This window comes from Pseudomonas fluorescens (genome assembly GCF_902498195.1).
Classification (GTDB): Bacteria; Pseudomonadota; Gammaproteobacteria; order Pseudomonadales; family Pseudomonadaceae; genus Aquipseudomonas; species Aquipseudomonas fluorescens_BU.
On the sequence record NZ_CABVIY010000008.1, the window covers coordinates 153,537 to 176,918 of the forward strand.

General features: G+C 60.9%; 26 protein-coding genes. 16 read left to right on the forward strand and 10 right to left on the reverse strand.

The annotated features are described in order from the left end of the window. The first annotated feature begins 39 nt into the window (after positions 1-39). Entirely contained in the window at positions 40-819 is a 780-nt protein-coding gene (locus F8N66_RS26810) for an exodeoxyribonuclease III (protein WP_150773010.1), read from the forward strand. A 78-nt stretch (positions 820-897) separates the two neighbouring features. Here F8N66_RS26810 and gltS read toward each other — a convergent pair whose 3' ends face one another. The 3 genes from gltS to rph all read right to left on the reverse strand — a co-directional run bounded on the left by gltS (position 898) and on the right by rph (position 3,615). Continuing rightward, positions 898-2,106 (reverse strand): sodium/glutamate symporter, encoded by a 1,209-nt coding sequence (gene gltS, locus F8N66_RS26815; protein WP_150773011.1) that lies wholly within the window; start codon positions 2,104-2,106, stop codon positions 898-900. A 389-nt stretch (positions 2,107-2,495) separates the two neighbouring features. Further along, positions 2,496-2,864, reverse strand: coding sequence for a DUF4870 domain-containing protein (locus tag F8N66_RS26820; protein WP_150773012.1), 369 nt, complete (start codon positions 2,862-2,864; stop codon positions 2,496-2,498). 28 nt (positions 2,865-2,892) lie between these two features. After that, positions 2,893-3,615 carry a ribonuclease PH gene (rph, locus tag F8N66_RS26825; RefSeq protein WP_047535109.1) on the reverse strand — a complete coding sequence of 241 codons (723 nt, stop codon included), beginning with the start codon at positions 3,613-3,615 and terminating at the stop codon, positions 2,893-2,895. 267 nt (positions 3,616-3,882) lie between these two features. On the opposite strand from rph, the gene F8N66_RS26830 reads away from it, so the two are divergent. From F8N66_RS26830 to F8N66_RS26855, 6 genes are all read left to right on the forward strand, one after another. Next, positions 3,883-4,746 (forward strand): YicC/YloC family endoribonuclease, encoded by an 864-nt coding sequence (locus tag F8N66_RS26830; protein WP_150773013.1) that lies wholly within the window; start codon positions 3,883-3,885, stop codon positions 4,744-4,746. A gap of 12 nt (positions 4,747-4,758) precedes the next feature. After that, positions 4,759-5,379, forward strand: coding sequence for a guanylate kinase (gene gmk / locus F8N66_RS26835; protein WP_150773014.1), 621 nt, complete (start codon positions 4,759-4,761; stop codon positions 5,377-5,379). Between the two features lie 167 nt (positions 5,380-5,546). Beyond that, positions 5,547-5,810: a DNA-directed RNA polymerase subunit omega gene (gene rpoZ / locus F8N66_RS26840; RefSeq protein WP_007921129.1), complete on the forward strand. Its 264-nt coding sequence runs from the start codon at positions 5,547-5,549 to the stop codon at positions 5,808-5,810. Positions 5,811-5,867: 57 nt separating this feature from the next. After that, positions 5,868-7,973: a bifunctional GTP diphosphokinase/guanosine-3',5'-bis pyrophosphate 3'-pyrophosphohydrolase gene (spoT, locus tag F8N66_RS26845; protein ID WP_150773015.1), complete on the forward strand. Its 2,106-nt coding sequence runs from the start codon at positions 5,868-5,870 to the stop codon at positions 7,971-7,973. 27 nt (positions 7,974-8,000) lie between these two features. Next, positions 8,001-8,381 carry a RidA family protein gene (locus F8N66_RS26850; protein WP_003229509.1) on the forward strand — a complete coding sequence of 127 codons (381 nt, stop codon included), beginning with the start codon at positions 8,001-8,003 and terminating at the stop codon, positions 8,379-8,381. Between the two features lie 68 nt (positions 8,382-8,449). Continuing rightward, positions 8,450-9,190: a hypothetical protein gene (locus F8N66_RS26855; protein ID WP_150773016.1), complete on the forward strand. Its 741-nt coding sequence runs from the start codon at positions 8,450-8,452 to the stop codon at positions 9,188-9,190. A 128-nt stretch (positions 9,191-9,318) separates the two neighbouring features. Here the strand turns inward: F8N66_RS26855 and F8N66_RS26860 are convergent, their stop codons facing one another. Then, a complete protein-coding gene (locus F8N66_RS26860) occupies positions 9,319-10,176 on the reverse strand; it encodes an SDR family oxidoreductase (RefSeq protein ID WP_150773017.1) in 858 nt (285 codons plus the stop codon). 188 nt (positions 10,177-10,364) lie between these two features. Here F8N66_RS26860 and exbB point away from each other — a divergent pair, with 188 nt between their 5' ends. The 6 genes from exbB (at position 10,365) to F8N66_RS26890 (ending at position 17,262) form a co-directional block, all read left to right on the forward strand. Further along, positions 10,365-11,330, forward strand: coding sequence for a tonB-system energizer ExbB (gene exbB / locus F8N66_RS26865; RefSeq protein WP_150773018.1), 966 nt, complete (start codon positions 10,365-10,367; stop codon positions 11,328-11,330). A gap of 6 nt (positions 11,331-11,336) precedes the next feature. Then, complete coding sequence (gene exbD / locus F8N66_RS26870; RefSeq protein ID WP_150773019.1) at positions 11,337-11,765, forward strand: TonB system transport protein ExbD; 429 nt, start codon at positions 11,337-11,339, stop codon at positions 11,763-11,765. After that, positions 11,762-12,511 (forward strand): energy transducer TonB, encoded by a 750-nt coding sequence (locus tag F8N66_RS26875; protein WP_150773020.1) that lies wholly within the window; start codon positions 11,762-11,764, stop codon positions 12,509-12,511. The genes exbD and F8N66_RS26875 overlap by 4 nt, the downstream gene beginning before the upstream one ends. A gap of 257 nt (positions 12,512-12,768) precedes the next feature. After that, positions 12,769-13,698, forward strand: a complete 930-nt coding sequence (locus F8N66_RS26880; RefSeq protein WP_150773021.1) for a hydrogen peroxide-inducible genes activator — start codon at positions 12,769-12,771, stop codon at positions 13,696-13,698. A gap of 9 nt (positions 13,699-13,707) precedes the next feature. After that, positions 13,708-15,783, forward strand: a complete 2,076-nt coding sequence (recG, locus tag F8N66_RS26885; protein ID WP_150773022.1) for an ATP-dependent DNA helicase RecG — start codon at positions 13,708-13,710, stop codon at positions 15,781-15,783. Between the two features lie 78 nt (positions 15,784-15,861). Further along, positions 15,862-17,262, forward strand: a complete 1,401-nt coding sequence (locus F8N66_RS26890; RefSeq protein WP_150773023.1) for an aminoacyl-tRNA deacylase and HDOD domain-containing protein — start codon at positions 15,862-15,864, stop codon at positions 17,260-17,262. Positions 17,263-17,357: 95 nt separating this feature from the next. Here F8N66_RS26890 and F8N66_RS26895 read toward each other — a convergent pair whose 3' ends face one another. From F8N66_RS26895 to F8N66_RS26915, 5 genes are all read right to left on the reverse strand, one after another. Continuing rightward, positions 17,358-17,741, reverse strand: a complete 384-nt coding sequence (locus F8N66_RS26895) for an SCP2 sterol-binding domain-containing protein (protein WP_150638894.1) — start codon at positions 17,739-17,741, stop codon at positions 17,358-17,360. Positions 17,742-17,881: 140 nt separating this feature from the next. Beyond that, complete coding sequence (locus F8N66_RS26900) at positions 17,882-18,256, reverse strand: DUF6124 family protein (protein WP_150773024.1); 375 nt, start codon at positions 18,254-18,256, stop codon at positions 17,882-17,884. 297 nt (positions 18,257-18,553) lie between these two features. Further along, a complete protein-coding gene (locus F8N66_RS26905; protein ID WP_003213368.1) occupies positions 18,554-18,829 on the reverse strand; it encodes an HU family DNA-binding protein in 276 nt (91 codons plus the stop codon). A gap of 194 nt (positions 18,830-19,023) precedes the next feature. After that, positions 19,024-20,172 carry an NAD(P)/FAD-dependent oxidoreductase gene (locus tag F8N66_RS26910; protein WP_150773025.1) on the reverse strand — a complete coding sequence of 383 codons (1,149 nt, stop codon included), beginning with the start codon at positions 20,170-20,172 and terminating at the stop codon, positions 19,024-19,026. Between the two features lie 23 nt (positions 20,173-20,195). Beyond that, the gene (locus F8N66_RS26915) at positions 20,196-20,363 is read right to left on the reverse strand and encodes a rubredoxin (protein ID WP_007954349.1); all 168 of its coding nucleotides are present in this window, start codon (positions 20,361-20,363) and stop codon (positions 20,196-20,198) included. Between the two features lie 200 nt (positions 20,364-20,563). On the opposite strand from F8N66_RS26915, the gene F8N66_RS26920 reads away from it, so the two are divergent. Both F8N66_RS26920 and ubiA read left to right on the forward strand, forming a co-directional pair. Further along, entirely contained in the window at positions 20,564-21,127 is a 564-nt protein-coding gene (locus F8N66_RS26920; RefSeq protein WP_150773026.1) for a chorismate--pyruvate lyase family protein, read from the forward strand. Then, entirely contained in the window at positions 21,127-22,017 is an 891-nt protein-coding gene (ubiA, locus tag F8N66_RS26925; RefSeq protein ID WP_150773027.1) for a 4-hydroxybenzoate octaprenyltransferase, read from the forward strand. The genes F8N66_RS26920 and ubiA overlap by 1 nt, the downstream gene beginning before the upstream one ends. 116 nt (positions 22,018-22,133) lie before the next feature. On the opposite strand, the gene F8N66_RS26930 is transcribed toward ubiA, so the two are convergent. Beyond that, positions 22,134-22,520 (reverse strand): hypothetical protein, encoded by a 387-nt coding sequence (locus F8N66_RS26930; RefSeq protein WP_150773028.1) that lies wholly within the window; start codon positions 22,518-22,520, stop codon positions 22,134-22,136. A 151-nt stretch (positions 22,521-22,671) separates the two neighbouring features. Here F8N66_RS26930 and phoB point away from each other — a divergent pair, with 151 nt between their 5' ends. Next, positions 22,672-23,361 carry a phosphate regulon transcriptional regulator PhoB gene (phoB, locus tag F8N66_RS26935; RefSeq protein ID WP_008064504.1) on the forward strand — a complete coding sequence of 230 codons (690 nt, stop codon included), beginning with the start codon at positions 22,672-22,674 and terminating at the stop codon, positions 23,359-23,361. The last annotated feature ends 21 nt before the right edge of the window (positions 23,362-23,382 follow it).

A 23,382-nucleotide genomic window follows, 5' to 3' on the forward strand; every position in this document is an offset into this window, starting at 1 on the left:
GCCGTGTATCATACACGCACGCGATTTTTGGGGCCATTTATGCGGATCATCAGTGTGAACGTCAATGGTATTCAGGCTGCAGTCGAGCGAGGTTTGCTCAGTTGGCTGCAAGCACAGAATGCCGACGTCATCTGCCTGCAGGACACCCGTGCCTCCGCCTTTGAACTGGACGATCCAGCCTTCCAACTGGATGGATACTTCCTTTATGCCTGCGACGCCGAAGTCCCCACCCAAGGTGGTGTGGCTTTGTACTCGCGGTTGCAACCGAAGGCTGTCATCAGCGGTCTCGGTTTCGAGACGGCCGACCGCTACGGGCGCTACCTGCAAGCCGATTTCGACAAAGTCAGTATTGCAACCCTGCTGCTTCCGTCAGGTATGAACGGCGATGAGGACTTGAACCAGAAATTCAAGCTCATGGACGACTTCGCCAAGTACCTGGACAAGCAGCGGCGCAAACGCCGCGAGTACATTTATTGTGGCTCGCTGTACGTGGCGCAACAGAAACTGGATATCAAGAACTGGCGCGACAGCCAGCAATCTCCGGGCTTCCTGGCACCTGAGCGGGCCTGGATGGACGAGATTGTCGGCAACATGGGTTACGTTGATGCCCTGCGCGAAGTCAGCCGTGAAGGCGACCAGTACAGCTGGTGGCCGGATAACGAACAGGCCGAAATGCTCAACCTCGGCTGGCGCTTCGACTATCAGCTGCTGACCCCGGGCCTGCGCCGCTTTGTACGCAGCGCACGCCTGCCACGCCAGCCGCGGTTCTCGCAACACGCGCCGTTGATCGTGGATTACGACTGGACGCTGACCATCTAAACGCCGCTACACATAAAAAATGCCCGTATCGCGAGATACGGGCATTTTTTATGCGGCAGTTCGCGCCAGCCATGCGTCTCAGGTTACGGCAAAAAACGGCAGGGCCAGGTACAACTTGATCACGATGACATTGATAATGTCGATGAAGAACGCGCCCACCATCGGTACGACCAGAAACGAGATCTGCGACGGCCCATAGCGCTGCGTCACCGCCTGCATGTTTGCGATGGCCGTTGGCGTCGCACCCAGCCCGAAACCACAGTGCCCTGCCGCCAACACCGCCGCATCGTAGTTGCTGCCCATCACTCTGAACGTCACGAAAATCGCGAAAAGCGCCATGACCAACGCCTGCAAGGCCAGGATGATGAAGATTGGCAATGCCAACGCCGCCAGGTCCCACAACTTGAGCGACATCAGCGCGATGGCAAGAAACAGCGACAGGCTGACATTTCCCAGCACCGAGACTTCACGCTCGAATACCTGATACAACCCAAATGCCGAAAGACCGTTGCGCAGCAACACGCCCACGAACAGCACACAAACGAATGTCGGCAACTCGAATGCCGTTCCGTGCAGCAGCCCATTCAAAAGATTTCCAGCCAGCAAGCTGACTGCGATCAATGCCAGGGTTTCGATAAACGTAAAGGGCGTGATTGAACGCTCTTTGTTCGGCTGCTCAAAACCTTTCGGCAGGCGCGGCGCCTCCTGCATGTTGCAACCGGGCACCTCCACGCGCTTGATGAGCAGACGCGCAACCGGACCACCGATCAATCCACCCAACACCAGGCCGAACGTCGCGGAGGCTATCGCCAGTTCAGAGGCGGAAGCCAGACCGTATTGTTCATTGAATACGGTTCCCCACGCAGCGCCAGTTCCGTGTCCACCCGCCAGGCTAATCGAGCCCGTCAACAACCCCATCAGCGGATCCAGCCCCAGTAGGGTCGCCAGTCCGATGCCTATGGCGTTCTGCAGCAAAAGAAGCCCGATGACTGCCATGAGGAATACCGCTACTACGCGACCGCCTTTCTTAAGGCTGGCGAAGTCTGCACTCAGACCGATAGTGGCAAAAAACGCCAGCATCAGAGGCGTTTGCAGCGAGGTATCGAAACGAACTTCGATATCAAGTGTTCGCAACAGCAAAAGTACGAGTGCGACCAACAGACCGCCCGCTACTGGCTCGGGGATATTGAAATTGCGCAGGACAGCAACACGGGCAATAAGGCCGCGCCCCAGAAGAAGCACAAGGGAGGCGGCCACGAGCGTTCCATAAAAATCGAGCTGAATCATTTGGATTATTCTTGGCTATATATTCATAGGCGAACTTTTCCCTAAGCGCACCTTATGAAACGGCTGATTGTCTCAACACTGACTACTCTGGAATTCAAGAACCTTCGATGGCTTGAACCTATAGAAATATTTTTGAATGAATATTTCGCGCGCGGACTTTAGCAATCGCAAAGTCTTGCTGCCAAGGGCATATAGCAACGCTCTGACTTAACAGTTGTGACTAAATATGTAAGAGCAGTTATATATAAAATTTTCCCTGCCATACATCGAAGACAGATTAGTCCTACACGTATCAGAGATTAATTTAGTTGAAAAAAAGCCCCGACAAGTCAGGGCTTTTTTTAAATATCAGGAACTGCATCTTTCAACATGGAAGTTCTGAATTGACACTATTTGATCAAACGCCACGTAAAAGGATAACGGTAAGGAATACCTTCATTGGCTTTCACACCACCGATGATCGTCAGCACCAGCGCGCCAATGGCGATCAAGCCAAACAGGAAAAACCCGATAATCACCACCATCAGCAGGAAGCTGATGGCGGACGCGATGGCCACGGTGATCTGAAAATTCAGCGCTTCCTTGCCCTGGGCGTCGATGAACGGGTCCATCTCGCGTTTCATTTGCCACAGAATCAAAGGGCCGATCAACGTGCCGAACGGAATCCAGATCCCCAGCAAGGCGGACAAGTGACAAAACATCGCCCACTGCCGAACTTCTTTGCTCGGGGTGGGTAGCAGCTGTTGCTCGTCACTCATGGCGTCCTCCTTGCCTGGGCTTATCCAATCAGTCAGCCAGTGCAGCCTTTTGCAGATCGAAAATTTCGTTCATGCCTTTCTTCGCCAGCTCCAGCATGGCATTCAGCTCTTCAGGCTGGAACGGTGCGCCTTCGGCGGTGCCCTGGACTTCGATGAAGCCACCGGTGCTGGTCATCACCACGTTTAGGTCGGTCTCGGCTGCCGAGTCTTCCAGGTAGTCGAGGTCGAGCACAGGCTCGCCCTGGTACATGCCGACCGAAACGGCACCGATCATTTGCTTGAGCGGGTCGCCGCCTTTCAGGCCGCCGCGCTTCTTGATCACTTTCAACGCATCGACCAGTGCAACCATGGCGCCGGTGATGGAGGCGGTGCGAGTGCCGCCGTCGGCCTGGATCACGTCGCAGTCGACGTACAGGGTGACGTCGCCCAGCTTGGACATGTCCAGCGCAGCGCGCAGGGAACGGCCGATAAGACGCTGGATTTCCAGGGTACGCCCGCCTTGCTTGCCACGACTGGCTTCACGCTGGTTACGCTCGCCGGTGGCGCGCGGCAGCATGCCGTACTCGGCGGTCAACCAGCCCTGACCCTGCCCCTTGAGGAAACGCGGCACGCCGTTTTCGACGCTGACGGTGCAGATGACTTTGGTATCACCGAACTCGACCAGTACGGATCCCTCGGCGTGTTTGGTGTAGTTGCGGGTAATGCGGATCGAGCGGAGCTGATCGGCAGCGCGACCACTTGGACGTTTCATAAGGGATACCTGTACGGGGACGGAAAACTGCGGAGCATTATAGAGCCGCCGGCCACGACTGGGCACTTCTAAAAAAATCCTCCGACGACCGAAGGCTCTGAACGGCCCGTTGCCGACAGCCCGCAGCCGTTTGTGACACCGTGTGTTTGGGCGCATCCGCCCCACTGCGCTACAATCCTGCGCCTTTGCTGCCAGTCGGCTTAAATTCATTGATATCGGATTGCCGGAGCCTCGGTTCCGCACCGATCCGCATTGCGAGGTACCTCCATGGTGCACAGCATGACCGCCTTCGCCCGCGTCGAGAAAGCCGGCGTCCAGGGCACCCTGAGCTGGGAACTGCGCTCGGTCAACAGCCGCTACCTGGAACCCCACCTGCGTTTGCCGGAGTCCTTTCGCGACCTCGAAGGCGCGGTCCGCGAGGCCCTGCGCCAGGGCGTGTCCCGGGGCAAGCTCGAATGCACCCTGCGCTTCACCGAAGAAAACACCGGCAAACCCCTGCAAGTGGACCAGGCGCGCGCCGCCCAGCTGGTTGCTGCCGCCGAGACCATTGCCGGCCTGATTAAAAATCCGGCAGCGCTGAACCCGCTCGAAGTGCTGGCCTGGCCCGGCGTGCTGGTGGGTGACGCGACCGACCCGCAAGCCTTGAATGCCGAAGCACTGGCACTGTTCAACCAGGGCCTCAAGGAACTCAAGGCCGGCCGCGAGCGCGAAGGCGCGGAGCTGGCACGGCTGATCAATGATCGCCTGACGTCGATTGAAGAAGACGTAGTGACCCTGCGTGAACTGGTTCCACAGATGCTTGCCACCCAGCGCCAGAAAGTGCTCGACCGCTTTGCCGACATGAAGGCCGACATGGACCCGCAACGCCTGGAGCAGGAAATGGTCATGCTCGCGCAAAAAAGCGACGTCGCCGAAGAACTGGATCGCCTGAGCACTCACATCATCGAAGTTCGCCGGGTGCTCAAATCCGGCGGCGCTGCCGGGCGGCGCCTGGACTTCCTGATGCAGGAACTCAACCGCGAAGCCAACACACTGGGCTCCAAAGCCTTCGATCCGCGCAGCACCCAGGCGGCGGTCAACCTCAAGGTGTTGATCGAGCAGATGCGCGAACAAGTGCAGAATATTGAGTAAGGCATACCCGACATGACCCACACCACCGGCACCCTGTACATCATTTCCGCCCCCTCGGGCGCAGGCAAGAGCAGCCTGGTCAAGGCCCTGACCGACGCCAATCCGGAGATCCGCGTTTCGGTCTCCCACACCACCCGCGCCATGCGTCCCGGTGAAGTGGACGGCGTGAACTATCACTTCGTCGAGCGCAGCGAGTTCGTGAAGATGATCGAACACGGGGATTTCCTCGAGCGCGCCGAAGTGTTCGGCAATCTCTATGGCACCTCGCAAAGCCACTTGCAGCAGACCCTGGACGAAGGCCACGACCTGATTCTGGAGATCGATTGGCAAGGCGCCGAGCAAGTGCGCAAACTGATGCCCCAGGCGCGCTCGATCTTCATTCTGCCCCCGTCTCTGGAGGCTTTGCACCAACGCCTGACCAATCGCGGCCAGGACAGCGACGAGATCATCGCCGGCCGGATGCGCGAAGCGGTCAGCGAGATGAGCCACTACGTCGACTACGACTACCTGATCATCAACGACAATTTCGCCCATGCGCTGGACGATCTGAAAGCGATTTTCCGCGCCAATCAGCTGCAACAGAAGCGCCAGCAACAACGATTCGGCAAGCTTTTGGCTGAACTGCTCGATTAACCGACACTTCCCAAAACCGCTGCAAGGGCTTTACATTGGCACTTGCAGCGCGTTGAAGGGCTTGATCAAAAAATCAGCGCTTCCCTAATCGCTGGTGATTTTTTAAACTGTTGAGTCCGCTCGCCCATCCGGGCAGCGCGCATATTGCATTTGCTACGAGGAAGACCATGGCCCGCGTAACCGTTGAAGACTGCCTAGAACACGTGGATAACCGCTTTGAGCTGGTCATGCTCTCTACCAAGCGTGCCCGTCAACTGGCCACCGGCGGCAAAGAGCCGAAAGTAGCCTGGGAAAACGACAAGCCTACCGTCGTCGCCCTGCGTGAAATCGCTGAAGGCCTGATCGACTACGCAGCTATCGCCGAAGCCGAAATCGTTGAAGATGAACCGCTTTTTGCTGCATTCGAGGACGAGTCCAACGAGGCCGTCTAAGCCTATGCCTGGTCGACGTAGCACGGCGCGGGATCACAGCTTCTGGCAGGAGTCATCATGCCGAGCATAGACGCCCTCGCCGATCGCTTATCGACCTACCTCGGCAATGACCAGGTCAACCTGGTCCGCCGAGCGTATTTCTACGCCGAACAAGCCCACGACGGCCAGCGCCGCCGCAGCGGCGAGGCGTACGTCACGCACCCACTCGCGGTTGCGAATATTCTTGCCGACATGCATATGGACCATCAGAGCCTGATGGCGGCCATGCTGCATGACGTGATCGAAGACACCGGTATTGCCAAGGAAGCACTGCAGGCGCAGTTCGGCGAGACCGTGGCCGAACTGGTCGACGGGGTCAGTAAACTGACCCAGATGAATTTCGAGACCAAGGCCGAGGCCCAGGCCGAAAACTTCCAGAAAATGGCCATGGCCATGGCCCGCGACATTCGCGTGATCCTGGTCAAGCTGGCCGACCGCCTGCACAACATGCGCACGCTGGAAGTGCTGTCCGGCGAAAAACGCCGGCGCATCGCCAAGGAAACCCTGGAAATCTATGCGCCCATCGCCAACCGGCTGGGCATGCACGCCATCCGCATAGAATTCGAAGACCTCGGCTTCAAGGCCATGCACCCGATGCGTTCCGCGCGGATCTACCAGGCCGTCAAACGCGCCCGGGGCAACCGCAAGGAAATCGTCAACAAGATCGAAGAGTCCCTCAGTCACTGCCTGGCCATCGATGGCATCCAGGGCGAGGTCAGCGGTCGCCAGAAACACCTCTACGGCATCTACAAGAAAATGCGTGGAAAGCGTCGGGCCTTCAACGAGATCATGGACGTCTACGCGTTCCGGATCATCGTCGACAAGGTCGATACCTGCTACCGCGTGCTGGGCGCTGTACATAATTTGTACAAACCGTTGCCGGGTCGCTTCAAGGACTACATCGCGATCCCCAAGGCCAACGGCTATCAGTCGCTGCACACCACGCTGTTCGGCATGCACGGTGTTCCGATCGAGATCCAGATCCGCACCCGCGAAATGGAAGAGATGGCCAACAACGGCATCGCCGCCCACTGGCTGTACAAATCCAGCGGCGACGAGCAGCCCAAAGGCACCCATGCACGCGCCCGCCAGTGGGTCAAAGGCGTGCTGGAGATGCAGCAACGCGCCGGCAACTCGCTGGAATTCATCGAGAGCGTGAAGATCGACCTGTTCCCGGACGAGGTCTACGTGTTCACGCCCAAAGGCCGGATCATGGAGCTGCCCAAAGGCTCCACGGCGGTCGACTTCGCTTACGCGGTGCACACCGACGTGGGTAACAGCTGCATTGCCTGCCGGATCAACCGGCGTCTCGCACCGCTGTCCGAACCGCTGCAAAGCGGCTCCACGGTCGAGATCGTCAGCGCACCGGGCGCGCGGCCGAACCCGGCGTGGCTCAACTTCGTGGTCACCGGCAAGGCACGCACGCACATCCGCCATGCGCTGAAACTGCAACGCCGCTCCGAGTCCATCAGCCTGGGCGAGCGCCTGCTCAACAAAGTCCTTAACGGTTTCGACAGCTCGCTGGAAAAAATCCAGGCCGAGCGCATCAAGGCCATGCTCACCGAGTACCGCCTTGAACTGGTCGAAGACCTGCTCGAAGACATCGGCCTTGGAAATCGCATGGCCTATGTGGTGGCGCGTCGTCTGCTGGGCGAAGGCGAACAGTTGCCAAGCCCCGAAGGTCCGCTGGCCATTCGCGGCACCGAAGGCCTGGTGCTCAGCTATGCCAAATGTTGCACGCCGATCCCGGGCGACCCGATTGTCGGCCACCTGTCGGCAGGCAAAGGCATGGTCGTGCACCTGGACAACTGCCGCAACATCAGCGAAATCCGCCACAACCCGGAAAAATGCATCCAGCTCTCCTGGGCCAAGGATGTCACCGGCGAATTCAATGTCGAACTGCGCGTCGAGCTGGAACACCAGCGCGGCTTGATCGCCCTGCTGGCCAGCAGCGTCAACGCGGCCGACGGCAACATCGAAAAAATCAGCATGGACGAACGCGATGGTCGCATCAGCGTGGTCCAACTGGTGGTCAGCGTCCACGACCGTGTGCACCTGGCCCGCGTGATCAAGAAACTGCGCGCCCTGACCGGGGTGATCCGCATCACCCGCATGCGCGCGTAGCCCTCCATCCATTACAAGGAGTCATTCATGACCAAGACTGTTATCACCAGCGACAAGGCCCCGGCCGCCATCGGCACTTACTCCCAGGCGATCAAGGCAGGCAACACCGTCTACATGTCGGGTCAAATTCCTCTGGACCCAAAAACCATGGAACTGGTCGAAGGCTTCGAAGCCCAGACCGTCCAGGTGTTCGAGAACCTCAAGGCCGTGGCTGAAGCCGCCGGTGGTTCGTTCAAGGACATCGTCAAGCTGAACATCTTCCTCACCGACCTGAGCCACTTCGCCAAGGTCAACGAGATCATGGGCAAGTACTTCGACCAGCCTTACCCAGCCCGCGCCGCCATCGGCGTAGCGGCCCTGCCGAAGGGTTCGCAGGTTGAAATGGATGCCATCCTGGTCATCGAGTAAGGCGTGCGGCGCAGCCTCGGGCTGCGCCGACTGCTCTGCTGTAAAGTAAAGCTTGAAAGGATTCCACCATGCGCAAAGCGCTTGCTCTCTCGCTGCTCGCCCTGCTTCTGGGCGGTTGTGCCAGCAACCCTGCCGACCGTGATATCAGCGGCACCTGGATCAATCAGGTGGCGATCGATGCTGCCTCCAAGGGCGTCCCCCTGCGTGAAGCGCTCCAGGCCTACGGTCCGAACCTGGAATGGGACGTCAACACCAAGGCCGGTCAGGCCCGCTACACCAATGGTTTTGAGAATGTCGACGGCAAGCTGCTGGGCGAAGAGTCCGGTGCGTGGAAAATCGACTTTTATGGCAGTTCCGGCAGTGAACTGAAGCGCGACGGCAAACAATTAAGCCAGGCCGCGACTGAAAACGAACCGGCCCAGGTCTTCGACCGCGCCCTGATTCCGGTTCCCGATGGCGCGCCGATGGGCGCCAGCTTCGAACGGGCGCTGTATTCGGCCTACATGGGCGGTAGCTGGAAAGTCGTCAGCGGCCCTGGCGAAGGCAACACCGTGCAGTTCCAGGCCGACGGCCAGGTGACCGGCCTGCCGGGGACAGATCGTTATGCGCTGTGCCTGGCCGGCGACTGCGCTTCGATGAGTGGCGGCAACGACAACATGTGGCTGCAGCTCAACGGGCAGGGAAACGCCTGGATCTTTACGCGCAAAGGCAAAGAGCTGGAGATTTTCCAGACGGTGAACACCGCATTGGCTGACGAACAGCCACAGTTCACGCCGGGTAATCGCAAGTGGTTGCTCGAAAAGCAGTAAGCAACGCATGACCAATGTGGGAGCGGGCTTGCTCGCGAAAGCAAATTATCATTCGACATTAATGTCGACTGATACACCACTTTCGCGAGCAAGCCCGCTCCCACATTGGGGATTGCGCTAACCGGAGGTCAGCAGCGTCCTTCAAGGATCGCGGCATAGCCTTCGCGGAAACTGGGATAACGAGGCACCCAGCCCAACGCCTTCGCCCTCGCATTGCTGCAACGCTTGCTCCCGGTGCGGCGCACGCTGTCGTCCTCCGCCCACTCGGTCACGCCCAGGTACTCGCGCAGCCAGGCCACCACATCCGCCAGCGCTGCCGGCGCGTCGTCGACGCCGATGTAGACATCGTCCAGCGCCACGCCACGACGATCCGCCTCAAGCAGGCACGCCATCAACCCGGCGGCGTCGTCCGCGTGAATCCGATTGGCATACAGCGGCGGATCGACTGCCACGCGATAGCCTCGCCGTACCTGGGTCAGCAGCCACTCGCGGCCCGGGCCGTAAATGCCGGTCAAACGCACAATGCTCGCCGGGATGCCGCTATCGAGGGCAATCTGCTCGGCTTCGAGCATCACACGCCCGGAATAACCCGCGGCCACGGCCGGCGAAGTCTCGTCGACCCACTCGCCATTCTGCTGTCCGTAGACGCTGCTACTGGAAACGAACAACAGGCGATTGGGCACCTGTCCGTAGTCCTCCAGCCATTCCAGCACATGCTCCAATCCCTGGACGTAAGCGGCGCGATAGCCGGCCTCGTCGTGATCGGTGGCGGCTGCGCAATACACCAGGTAATCGACTGCGCCGACCGGCCAGGTCGCCGGACAGTCCTTGTCGAACAAGTCGCCTGCAACGCCAATCACCCCTTCGGGCAGCCGGGAGACGTCACGCCGCAGGCCATGAACCTCCCAGCCGGCCGACAACAATTGCGTGGCCAGGCGGCTACCGACATCACCGCAACCGGCGATCAAAACAGATGGCGCGGACATCAGAAAACTCCCCTTGGAAACTCACAGACTAGCTCTGGCAATGGACGAGCGGCTAGCAATACAGGAAAAAAAGATACTCTATTACTTCTGTTAACAAGAATTACTTGCAATAATACGCGCCACTTTTGTTCTCGGCCTCACGAGGCCTGGAAGAGCATTACCGTTTTTCTATCTCAGGTCCGGCCAGCATGACACCTAATCAAATCCCCGCTTCGCCAACCAAACGACCTCGCGCCTGGAGCGCTGTGGCCGCCCTGCTGCTCAGCTTGATGCTGGCACCGACCGCGGCGTTCGCTGACGCACAAACCCCTGCCACACCGGCCGCCACTGCAGCGGCTCCGGCTGACCACGCTGCTGCGCCTGCCGCGACCGACCCGGCCCACGCAACGCCTGCTCCAGAAGCCCTCGGCGAAGACGTCCCTGAAGTCCTGGAAGCCGACAACAGCCTGGGCATGGCCCATGACCTGTCGCCGTGGGGCATGTACCAGAACGCTGACATCATCGTGAAAATCGTGATGATCGGCCTGGCGATCGCCTCGATCATCACCTGGACCATCTGGATTGCCAAAGGCTTCGAGCTGATGGGCGCCAAGCGCCGCCTGCGCACCGAAATCGCGCACCTGAAGAAGGCCGCCACGCTCAAGGAAGCCAGCGCCTCGGCGACCAAGCCCGGCACCCTGGCCAACCTGCTGGTTCACGACGCACTGGAAGAAATGCACTTGTCGGCCAGCAGCCGCGAGAAAGAAGGCATCAAGGAACGCGTCAGCTTCCGTCTTGAGCGCCTGGTGGCCGCCTGTGGCCGCAACATGAGCAGCGGCACCGGCGTGCTTGCCACCATCGGTTCCACCGCGCCCTTCGTCGGCCTGTTCGGTACCGTATGGGGCATCATGAACAGCTTCATCGGCATCGCCAAAACCCAGACCACCAACCTTGCCGTCGTGGCTCCCGGCATCGCCGAAGCCCTGCTGGCGACTGCCCTGGGCCTGGTCGCGGCGATTCCTGCGGTCGTGATCTACAACGTGTTTGCCCGCTCCATCGCCGGTTACAAGGCGCAGGTGTCCGACGCGTCGGCAGAAGTCCTGCTGCTGGTCAGCCGCGACCTCGACCACCAGCCTGAGCGCAGCTCGCAACCGCACATGGTGAAAGTGGGGTAATCGGCCATGGGCCTGCATTTGAAAGAAGGGGCAGACGACGATCTGTCCGAAAACCACGAAATCAACGTCACGCCTTTCATCGACGTGATGCTGGTGCTGTTGATCATCTTCATGGTGGCGGCACCGCTGGCCACCGTGGACATCAAGGTCGACCTGCCCGCGTCCACCGCCAAACCGGCGCCGCGGCCGGAGAAACCGGTGTTCCTCAGCGTCAAGGCTGACCAGCGCCTGTACCTGGGCGAAGAAGAGGTGAAGGCCGAGGCACTCGGCGCCACACTCGATGCCAGGACCCAGGGCAAGAAAGACACGACGATCTTTTTCCAGGCCGATAAAGGCGTGGATTACGGAGACCTGATGAACGTGATGGACAACCTGCGTTCGGCCGGTTACCTGAAGGTCGGTTTGGTTGGACTCGAGTCGGCAGTCAAGAAATGATCACGACGCGCCATAAACTGACGCGTTACAGCGGTAGCCTGGCCGTGGTGCTGGGCGTTCACGCGCTGGCCATCGCGCTGGCCGTGAACTGGACGGCCCGCCCGCCCATCGAGTTGCCGCCTCAGGCCATGATGGTCGAGCTGGCACCGGTTCCCGCCCCGCCACCGCCTGCACCGCCGAAAGTCGTCACACCGCCGCAGCCACCGGCTCCGGTCGAAGAACTGCCGATACCGAAACTCGCCGAAGCCCCCAAGGCCGAGATTGCGGTGCCGAAACCGGTCAAGCCCAAGCCCAAGCCTCAACCGCCCAAGCCGGTGGAGAAAAAGCCGGAGCCGCCGAAGGAAAAGCCATCCGAGGCAAAACCGAGCGAAGCACCACCGACGCCCGCGCCGACTGAGAAATCCGCTCAGCCCGCACCAGGTCCGTCGGCCGCTCAAGTGGCGGCCAAGGCCAGTTGGCAAGGCACCCTGCTCGCGCACCTGGCCAAGTACAAAAAGTACCCGGCGAGTGCACAGGCGCGGGGCAAGCAAGGTACCAACCGCCTGCGTTTCGTGGTGGATGCCGAAGGCAACGTATTGTCGTTCGAACTGGTGGGGGCCTCCGGCACTGCCGATCTGGACCGGGCGACGCTCGACATGATCCGCCGCGCCCAGCCACTGCCCAAGCCGCCGGCTGACATGCTCACCAACGGCTCCATCGAAATCGTTGCACCCTTTGTTTATTCGCTGGAAAAAGGCCGGCGCTAAACGCACCACTGACTCCATGTGGACCGGGCTTGCTCGCGAAGAGGCCATCGCATTCAACGTCCTGGTTGACTGTCATACCGCTTTCGCGAGCAAGCCCGCTCCCACAAGGATCACGATAAGGCACCGAAAGGTGCCTTTCGCCTATCCGCCAGCGGCAAACCGGCATTGGCCAGTGTCACTCGACACACACTCTCTGATAACGTGCGTCTATCGATTGCAGCCGGTATGCTTGGCCCGCAACTTCATGGACGCTTGCTATGACCCTCACAGAATTACGCTACATCGTTACCCTCGCCCAAGAGCAGCACTTCGGCCATGCGGCCGAGCGTTGCCACGTCAGCCAGCCGACCCTGTCGGTGGGCGTGAAAAAGCTTGAAGACGAACTCGGTGTGCTGATTTTCGAGCGCAGCAAAAGCGCCGTGCGCCTGACCCCGGTCGGCGAAGGCATCGTGGCCCAGGCGCAAAAAGTCCTGGAGCAGGCCCAAGGCATTCGCGAACTGGCCCAGGCGGGCAAGAACCAGCTGACTGCGCCGCTGAAAGTCGGCGCGATCTACACCGTCGGCCCCTACCTGTTTCCACACCTGATTCCGCAACTGCACCGGGTCGCCCCGCAGATGCCGTTGTATATCGAAGAAAACTTCACCCATGTGCTGCGCGACAAATTGCGCAATGGCGAGCTCGACGCGATCATCATCGCCCTGCCGTTCAACGAAGCCGACGTGCTGACCCTGCAACTCTACGACGAGCCGTTCTACGTCCTGATGCCGGCCCAGCACCCCTGGACGCAAAAGGAAACCATCGACGCCAGCCTGCTCAACGACAAGAGCCTGCTGCTGCTCGGCGAAGGCCACTGCTTCCGCGACCAGGTACTGGAAGCCTGCCCCACCCTGGCCAAAGGCAACGACGGCGCCAAACACACCACCGTAGAATCCAGTTCGCTGGAAACCATTCGCCACATGGTGGCGTCCGGCCTCGGGATTTCGATCCTGCCGCTGTCAGCGGTCGACAGCCATCACTATGCCCCTGGCGTCATCGAAGTCCGCCCGCTGACGCCGCCGACGCCCTTTCGCACGGTGGCCATCGCCTGGCGTGCCAGCTTCCCGCGCCCCAAGGCCATTGAAATCCTCGCTGACTCCATTCGCCTGTGCTCGGTCGCCAAACCGACCGCGCCGGTGGTGGCGGGCTAAGCAAGCGTCATGACCGAGTTGTCGCAGGTGTCGGTGACGGCACTCAAGGGTGTCGGCGAAGCCATGGCCGAGAAACTGGCCAAGGTGGGCCTGGAAAATCTCCAGGACGTACTGTTTCACCTGCCGCTGCGTTATCAGGACCGCACACGTGTGGTTCCGATAGGGGCGCTTCGGCCTGGGCAGGACGCCGTGATCGAAGGCACCGTCAGTGGCGCCGACGTGGTCATGGGCCGGCGCCGCAGCCTGGTGGTGCGCCTGCAGGACGGCACCGGCGGGCTCAGCTTGCGCTTTTACCATTTCAGCAATGCGCAGAAGGAAGGCCTTAAACGCGGCACACGCATACGCTGTTATGGCGAAGCACGGCCCGGTGCGTCGGGTCTGGAAATCTACCACCCCGAATACCGCGCTATAACCGGCGACGAACCGCCGCCCGTGGACGAAACCCTGACCCCGGTCTACCCGCTGACCGAAGGCCTGACCCAACAACGTTTGCGCCAACTGTGCCTGCAAACCCTGACCTTGCTCGGACCCAGCAGCCTGCCCGACTGGCTGCCGACCGAACTGGCCCGCGACTACCAACTGGCGCCTTTGGCCGATGCCATCCGCTACCTTCACAACCCGCCGGCCGATGCCGATGTCGACGAACTCGCCCTTGGTCATCACTGGGCCCAGCATCGCCTGGCCTTCGAGGAGCTGCTGACCCATCAGCTGTCCCAACAACGCCTGCGCGAGAGCATGCGCTCACTGCGCGCGCCCGCCATGCCCAAGGCCACGCAGTTGCCGGCCAAATACCTGGCCAATCTCGGCTTCAGCCCTACCGGCGCCCAGCAACGGGTCGGCAACGAAATCGCCTACGACCTGAGCCAGCGCGAGCCGATGCTGCGGCTGATCCAGGGTGACGTGGGTGCGGGCAAAACCGTGGTCGCAGCCCTCGCGGCGTTGCAGGCACTGGAGGCTGGGTATCAAGTGGCGCTGATGGCGCCCACCGAGATTCTCGCCGAACAGCACTTCATCACCTTCAAACGCTGGCTCGAACCGCTGGGCATCGATGTGGCGTGGCTGGCCGGCAAGCTCAAGGGTAAAAACCGCGTGGCCGCGCTGGAGCAGATCGCCAGCGGCACGCCGATGGTGGTGGGCACCCATGCGCTGTTCCAGGACGAGGTGCAGTTCAAGAACCTGGCGCTGGTGATCATCGACGAGCAGCACCGCTTCGGCGTGCAACAGCGGCTGGCGTTGCGACAGAAAGGCGTCGGCGGACGGATGTGCCCGCACCAGCTGATCATGACCGCCACGCCGATCCCGCGCACCCTGGCCATGAGCGCCTACGCCGACCTCGACACCTCGATCCTCGACGAACTGCCGCCGGGCCGGACCCCGGTCAACACCGTGCTGATCACCGACAGCCGCCGTGTCGAAGTGATTGAGCGGGTGCGCAGCGCCTGTGCCGAAGGGCGTCAGGCCTATTGGGTGTGCACATTGATTGAAGAGTCCGAAGAGCTGACGTGCCAGGCCGCCGAAACCACCTATGAAGACCTGACCGCCGCGCTGGGCGAATTGAAGGTCGGGCTGATCCACGGCCGCATGAAGCCCGCCGAGAAGGCTGCGGTCATGGCCGAGTTCAAGGCCGGCAACTTGCAGCTGCTGGTCGCCACCACCGTCATTGAAGTCGGGGTGGACGTGCCCAACGCCAGCCTGATGATCATTGAAAACCCCGAGCGCCTCGGGCTGGCGCAACTGCATCAGCTACGCGGTCGCGTCGGCCGGGGCAGCGCGGTCAGCCATTGCGTATTGCTCTACCATCCGCCGCTGTCGCAAATTGGCCGTCAACGGCTCGGCATCATGCGCGAAACCAACGACGGGTTCGTCATCGCCGAGAAAGACCTCGAACTGCGTGGCCCCGGCGAAATGCTCGGCACGCGCCAGACCGGCCTGCTGCAATTCAAGGTCGCCGACCTGATGCGCGACGCCGACCTGCTGCCCGCCGTACGCGACGCCGCGCAAGCTTTGCTGGAACGCTGGCCGGATCATGTCAGCCCGTTACTCGACCGCTGGCTACGCCACGGGCAGCAATATGGCCAAGTGTGAGCACCGTCGCAGTTTCTGGAGGATGGGTTTGAGCAAGCTGGTTATACTCCTGCAATTGTTTTAGTCCGGATACAGACCATGACCGAAGTTGCCCTTGCACCCGCCACCCCGCACGCTCCGTCGGTTATTCGGCTGCTGCTGGGCAAATTGGGCATTGCCTATGAAGAAGTCCTCGATCATCACGGCTTGAATCCGGCCCGCAAAGTCCAGGCCGTGCTGCTTGATGACGCCGTCGGCGCGCTGATGGTGCTGTTCCCGCAGAGCCAGTTGCTGGACCTCAACCGCCTCACCGAATTGACTGGCCGCCGCCTGACCGCGGTGCCGACCGATCGCCTGGAAAAGATGCTCGGCAAGCACAGCCTGAGCTTGCTGCCGGGCCTGCCCGCCCTCACCAGTTCGCCCTGCCTGTACGACGAAAGCTTGCTGCGCGAACCCTCGGTGCTGGTTAACTCGGGTGAGCCGGAGCTGCTGCTGGAGATCAGCAGCGAAGCCTTCAAGACCATGCTCAACAAGGCCAGCGCCGCCAGTTTCGGCGAGCCCCTGAGCAGCATCCGCCCGAACCTGGACCGCCCCGATGACGACCGCGAGGAAATCACCCAGGCTGTTCAGGCGTTCACTGCGCGGCGCATCCAGCAACGCCTGGAAGCGACCATTGAAATTCCGCCACTGGCTGAAACGGCGCAAAAGATCATCAAGCTGCGCGTCGACCCCAATGCCACCATCGATGACATCACCGGCGTGGTCGAAACCGATCCGGCGCTGGCCGCGCAAGTGGTGAGCTGGGCGGCATCGCCGTACTACGCCTCACCGGGCAAGATTCGCTCCGTGGAAGACGCCATCGTGCGGGTGCTGGGTTTCGACCTGGTGATCAACCTGGCGCTGGGCCTGGCCCTGGGCAAGACCCTGAGCCTGCCCAAGGACCATCCGCAACACAGCACGCCGTACTGGCAGCAATCGATCTACACCGCCGCCGTCATTGAAGGCCTGACCCGCGCCATGCCGCGCACCCAGCGCCCGGAAGCCGGCCTGACCTACCTGGCGGGCCTGCTGCACAACTTCGGCTACCTGCTGCTGGCCCACGTATTCCCGCCGCATTTCTCGCTGATCTGCCGCCACCTGGAGGTCAACCCGCACCTGTGCCACAGCTATATCGAGCAACACCTGCTGGGTATCAGTCGTGAACAGATCGGTGCGTGGCTGATGCGCTACTGGGACATGCCCGATGAACTGGCCACCGCGCTGCGCTTCCAGCACGATCCGGGTTATGACGGCGCCTACGCCGAGTATCCGAACCTGGTGTGCCTGTCCGTGCGCCTGCTGCGCAGCCGTGGCATCGGCTCAGGCCCCGACGAAGACATTCCCGACGCCCTGCTCGACCGCCTCGGCCTGACCCGCGCCAAGGCCGAAGACGTGGTCAGCAAAGTGCTTGAAGCCGAAGTGCTGCTGCGCGAACTGGCCTCGCAATTCAGCCAGGCCTGAAGGCTTTCGCGAGCGGGCTCGCGCCCACGGAGATCAGTGCTCCTTGTGGGAGCAAGCCTGCTCGCGAAGAATCCAACTCGGTCTGACGAGAAGACTCAGGCCTTGGGCTTGGCCTTCTTCGGCTTCAAATACTTGGTCAAGCCCTGGAACCAGATCACCAGCGCCGGGTTGCCCTTGATCTGAATCGACTTGTCCTGAATCCCCGTCATGAACGCCAACTGCTTGTTCTTCGCCTGCATCGTGGCGAAGCCATAGGCGGCATCTTTGAAGGCAATCGCAAACGCAGGCTCAGCGTGCACACCCGACTGGCTGGTAATGCGCTGATCCTTCACCCGGAAATGCCGCGCCACTTTCCCGTCCAGGGTCTGCAGCTGAAACACCAGTTCCTTGCCCCCCAATTGCTGCTGGAACGCAGGATTGGTCCGACTCGCCTTGCCCATCAACAGCCCAAGCATCCACAGCAGAAAACGAAACTTCATGCGCAAGCCTCAAAAGAAAATGAACGGCGGGCGCAGTGTAGCGACTTAAGGAAAGAACGCCACTATCGAGTTGCGTTAGCAGGAGATGTCGCTATTTTTGACGCTGATGACTACCAAGTCATTGACGAAATGTCCGTCATCTACACAGGCTGCGGCGAGCCCACGTTGTCCAGCACCCGGCTCACCGCCAACTCGCTCAACATGATGACTTGTTGCAGCGCCAGCATCGTGTTGCGATGCGGCCCTTCCAATAACGCGGACAATTCACCCGCCATCGCGCTCGCCGATGCCAGTGACTCACAGGCATGGACCAGCAGGGTTTCGTTATCGATGTCAGGGGCCACCACAAAAATACCCCTTGGCGCGCGCGCAGCGGCCGTCAATGAGGCCGCCGGCTTCAGGTAAAAGTCCAGCGCGCGATGGACTGCGGGGTGCAGCTTTTTCGAAGCACTGGAGACGTACGCCGTGGTGTTTTCGACTTCGGGTCCAACAGGTGAGTCGGTGACATCGAGCATGGTGAATCTCCATGGAATGTTTCGGAACTGTCACGCTAACCGTCGGGCTTCCGACGGCCAACCCTAAAAACACGTCGGAGGGTTCCTCATTTTCGGGCTGGCTTTCATCACGAGCAGGCGTCAACTTTCACATCCAAACACCAGTACGCAGCGCTTGTTTAAGAAAAGCGCGCCTGCGACCTGATCCTGGCGATGGCGAGCCGACTCAAATAACCGGCGCATAAAAAATGGGCACCCAACCTCGGTTGGCGTGCCCATTTTTCATTCCGCTTACCCGCCAGGCGGGCTGTCGGTGTATTACGGATTGACGCTGTCTTTCAACGACTTGCCTGGCTTGAACGCAACCGTGTTGCTGGCCTTGATTTTGACGGGCTCACCGGTTTGCGGGTTCTTGCCGGTGCGGGCGCCGCGGTGGCGTTGCAGGAAGGTGCCGAAACCGACCAGCGTCACGCTGTCTTTGCGGTGCAGGGCGCCGGTGATTTCTTCGAGAACGGCGTTCAGGACGCGGTTGGCCTGCTCTTTGGTGAGGTCTGCTTTTTCAGCAATTGCTGCGGCGAGTTCTGGTTTACGCATGTTAGTGAAGCCCCTTTGACGGTTTTTTGTTGTTATGTCCGTGCTGCTCTCTGTGGAGCAGCGCCCAAAGCGCCGCAGGTGCTCTACTCTGCGGCAGACGGGAGTGAGGATGGCACGCACCGAAGAGCCGCGCCAGTATCGATGCGGCCTTTATAAGGGCAAAACGGGGGTGATTCCGACAGAACGACCGGTATTTACGCCAGCAGTGCCGGAAGCTCTTTGTTCAGGGCCAGTTTCTCCATCACGGCCGTGCCTGTCAGGGCATAACCGAGCAATTTGCCGCTGGCATCACGGCATAACGCCTTGATATCGGCGCCCTGCCCTTCGACCGTCCAGACGCCCTCCAGACCCCGTGGCGGCGGGGACACCACCAATGGGCACACCGGCGTTTTCACAGTGATTGGCATCGGGCCATAAGTGACTGCCGCGGGGTTGCCGGCCAGCGTCTGGGCCAACGCTCTGGCACAGCTCATCAAAGGCATCACATACAACAGGTTTAACCCATCGACCTCGGCGCAGTCGCCCAGGGCGTAGATGTTGGCGTGGGAGGTTTTCAGGTGACGATCGACCATCACCCCGCGATTGACCTGCAAACCGGCGGCGGCGGCCAGATCGATACGCGGGCGCAGGCCCACGGCTGACACCACCACATCGCACGCAATGACCTGGCCGTCGGACAGGTGCGCTTCCAGGCCATCGGCTACATGCTGCAGGCGGTTGAGCACCGGCCCGAGGTGCAAGCGTGCGCCCAGGCTTTCCAGCCCGGCCTGGACCGCAGCGGCGGCTGCCGGGTGCAGCAGGGTCGGCATGACCTGTTCGCAGGGTGCCACCAGTTGCACTTCATAGCCGCCCACGCTCAGGTCGTTGGCGAATTCGCAGCCAATCAGCCCGGCGCCGAGCAGCAGGACCCGACGCTTGCCAGCCATGGCCGCGCGAAAGCGTGCGTAGTCTTCCAGGTCGTTGATGGGGAATACGCAGTCCGCCGCGTCCCCCTCGATGGGTACCCGCACGGTTTCTGCGCCCCAGGCCAGGATCAGGTCGCGGTAGTACACCGCCTCTTCGCCGATCCACAGGCGCTTGTGGCCCGGATCGATACCGCTGATGCGCGTGTGGGTGCGCACTTCGGCCTTCAACTGCTCGGCCATGGCGCCCGGCTCGGCCATGCTCAAGCCGTCGGCGTCTTTGTTTTTGCCGAAGCCGGTGGAAAGCATCGGCTTGGAGTAGGAGCGCCCGTCATCGGCGGTGATCAGCAACAGCGGGGTTTCGCCATCGAGTTTGCGAAACTCCCGGGCCAGGTTGTAGCCCGCCAGGCCGGTGCCGATGATCACGACAGGTGCGTTCATTCCTTACTCCTCTAAAAAATGTCTTAGTTGATTTCGATCATTTCGAAATCCATTTTGCCGACGCCGCAATCCGGGCACAGCCAGTCTTCCGGCACGTCTTGCCACAGGGTGCCCGGCGCAATGCCGTCATCCGGCCAGCCGTCGGCTTCGTTGTAAATCAGGCCGCAGACCACACATTGCCACTTTTTCATTCACGTACTTCCTCAGGGTTCAGGCTTTTGCCGGCGCGAACGGTCGATGATTGCAGCGCTGCCGTCCGGCTCAGGGCGTTTTGTACTGATGGGGCCGGGCAGATGCAAGCCTGTTCGGCGCATCGGGCGGCCAGATCACTCAAATGTATGAGCTGACATGTTAAGCTCGCCGCCTCCTTTGCTGCCAATAATGACTCACTGTGCCGCACTCAAAATCCCTCCGTCCGGCCCCGCCCTGGCTCCCTCGAAGCCTGCTCAAGCCCCTCCCCGACCCGCTTATCCTCGACTGGCTGTTCGACGAAGGATCGCTGACCCGACGCCTGACCCGCCTGTCGAATGACGGCTTCAGCGTCACGCCGTTGTTCGAAGGCTGGCAGACCTTGCGCGCCGACGAGTGCGCCGCGCTGGACCTGGCCGAAGACAGTGAAGGCTGGGTGCGCGAGGTGTATTTGCGCGGGCATGGCCAGGCGTGGGTATTTGCCCGCAGCGTGGCGGCGCGCAGCGCCTTGCAGGGCGATGGGCTGCACATGGACGAGCTGGGCACCCGCTCGCTGGGCGAACTGCTGTTTTGCGACCACGCGTTCCAGCGCCGCGCCATCGAGGTTTGCCACTATCCGCAAGCGTGGCTGCCAACCCAGGTGCAAGCCCCGCAACTGTGGGGCCGCCGCTCGCGCTTCGACCGCGGTGCGTTGAGCGTGCTGGTCGCCGAAATTTTCCTGCCGACCCTGTGGAGCGCCGCCCGCGCCCACCCGGAGAACTGCTGATGTACCAGAGCCTGCTCAAGTCCTTGAACCGCTTGAACCCACGGGCCTGGGATTTCATTCAGCTGACGCGCATGGACAAGCCGATCGGTATTTACCTGCTGCTCTGGCCGACGCTGTGGGCGCTGTGGATCGCCGGCAAGGGCTCGCCATCGCTGGCCAATATCGTGATTTTCGTCCTGGGCGTGGTGCTGACCCGCGCGGGCGGCTGCGTGATCAACGATTGGGCGGACCGCAAGGTTGACGGCCATGTGAAGCGCACCGAACAGCGCCCACTGCCGAGCGGCAAGATCAGTTCCAAAGAGGCGCTGGTGTTTTTTGCGCTGCTGATGGGCGTGAGTTTCCTGCTGGTGCTGTGCACCAATGCGGCAACGATCTGGCTGTCGTTCGGGGGCTTGGCACTGGCGTGTACCTATCCGTTCATGAAGCGCTACACCTATTACCCGCAAGTGGTGCTGGGCGCGGCGTTCTCATGGGGGATGCCGATGGCCTTCACCGCCGAGACCGGCGAACTGCCGGCGGCGGCGTGGTTGCTGTGGATCGCCAACCTGATGTGGACGGTAGGCTACGACACTTACTACGCGATGACCGACCGTGATGACGACTTGAAGATCGGCGTGAAATCCACGGCGATTCTGTTCGGCGAGGCCGACCGGGTGATCATCCTGACCCTGCAAGGCCTGGCGCTGGGTTGCCTGCTGCTGGCGGGGTCAAAGTTCGACCTGGGTGGCTGGTTCCACCTCGGCCTGCTGGTGGCGGCAGGGTGTTTTGCCTGGGAGTTCTGGTACACCCGCGGCAAGGACCGGATGCGCTGCTTCAAGGCGTTCTTGCACAACCACTGGGCCGGGTTGGCGATTTTTGTCGGGATCGTGCTGGATTACGGGTTGCGCTGACTCGATTTCCTGTAGGAGCGAGCTTGCTCGCGAATAAATCACAGGCGCCGCCGGGCATCTGGATTAACGCGTTATCGTTCACGCCCATCGCGAGCAAGCTCGCTCCTACAGAGAAATTACTTCTGCGATTCGTGAACGACGTGCCAGACGTCTTTCATCTTGTCGCCCGTCATGTCGCCAGGCGCTTTGTCTTTGATGAAGGTGTACACAGGCTTGCCGTCGTAAGCGTATTGCATCGTGCCGTCATCGCGCTTGATCGTGCTCCACTTGCCGGAGGCCGCCGCGCCCGCCGGCGCCATCATCGGTGGCCAGTTTTTAGCGCACTCGTCATTACACATCGACTTGCCGCCCGAGTCCTTGTCGAACGTGTAAAGGGTCATACCTTTATGGTCGACCATCATCCCGTCTTTCATCATCGCCGGCTCGGCGGCGAAGGCCAGTGTCGGCAGCGTTAGCGCCGCAGTGACCAGCAGAGCCTTCCAGGATTGAGCAATGTGCTTCATGGAAACCTTCCTTTTGTGGTTGTCAGGATTCGGACTTAGAGCTTAGTCCAGGTTCGTGACAACCGCAGGCGACTAAAATACTGTCACACGACTGCAATAATTCCGTTATCTAATGCGGCGCAAGACAGTTAAATGACAAGAGGATTAAGGCATGGTTGGCAGGAGCATTCTGATCGTCGACGACGAAGCGCCCATTCGCGAAATGATCGCCGTTGCGTTGGAAATGGCCGGCTATGACTGCCTGGAGGCTGAGAACTCCCAGCAGGCCCACGCCATCATCGTCGACCGTAAGCCGGACCTGATCCTGCTCGACTGGATGCTGCCCGGCACATCCGGCATCGAGTTGGCCCGCCGCCTCAAGCGCGATGAGCTGACCGGGGATATCCCGATCATCATGCTCACGGCCAAGGGCGAAGAGGACAACAAGATCCAGGGCCTGGAAGTCGGCGCCGACGATTACATCACCAAACCCTTTTCCCCCCGTGAACTGGTTGCGCGCCTCAAAGCCGTACTGCGCCGTGCCGGGCCAAGCGATGGCGAGGCGCCGATCGAAGTCGGCGGCCTGTTGCTGGACCCGATCGGCCACCGCGTGACCATCGATGGCAAGCCGGCGGAAATGGGGCCGACCGAATACCGCCTGCTGCAATTCTTCATGACCCACCAGGAACGCGCCTACACCCGGGGCCAGTTGCTGGACCAGGTCTGGGGCGGCAACGTGTATGTCGAGGAGCGCACTGTCGACGTGCACATCCGTCGCCTGCGCAAAGCCCTCGGCGATGCCTACGAGAATCTGGTACAAACCGTGCGCGGCACCGGTTACCGCTTTTCCACGAAAGCCTGACCCGGACTTTTCCCGCTTTAG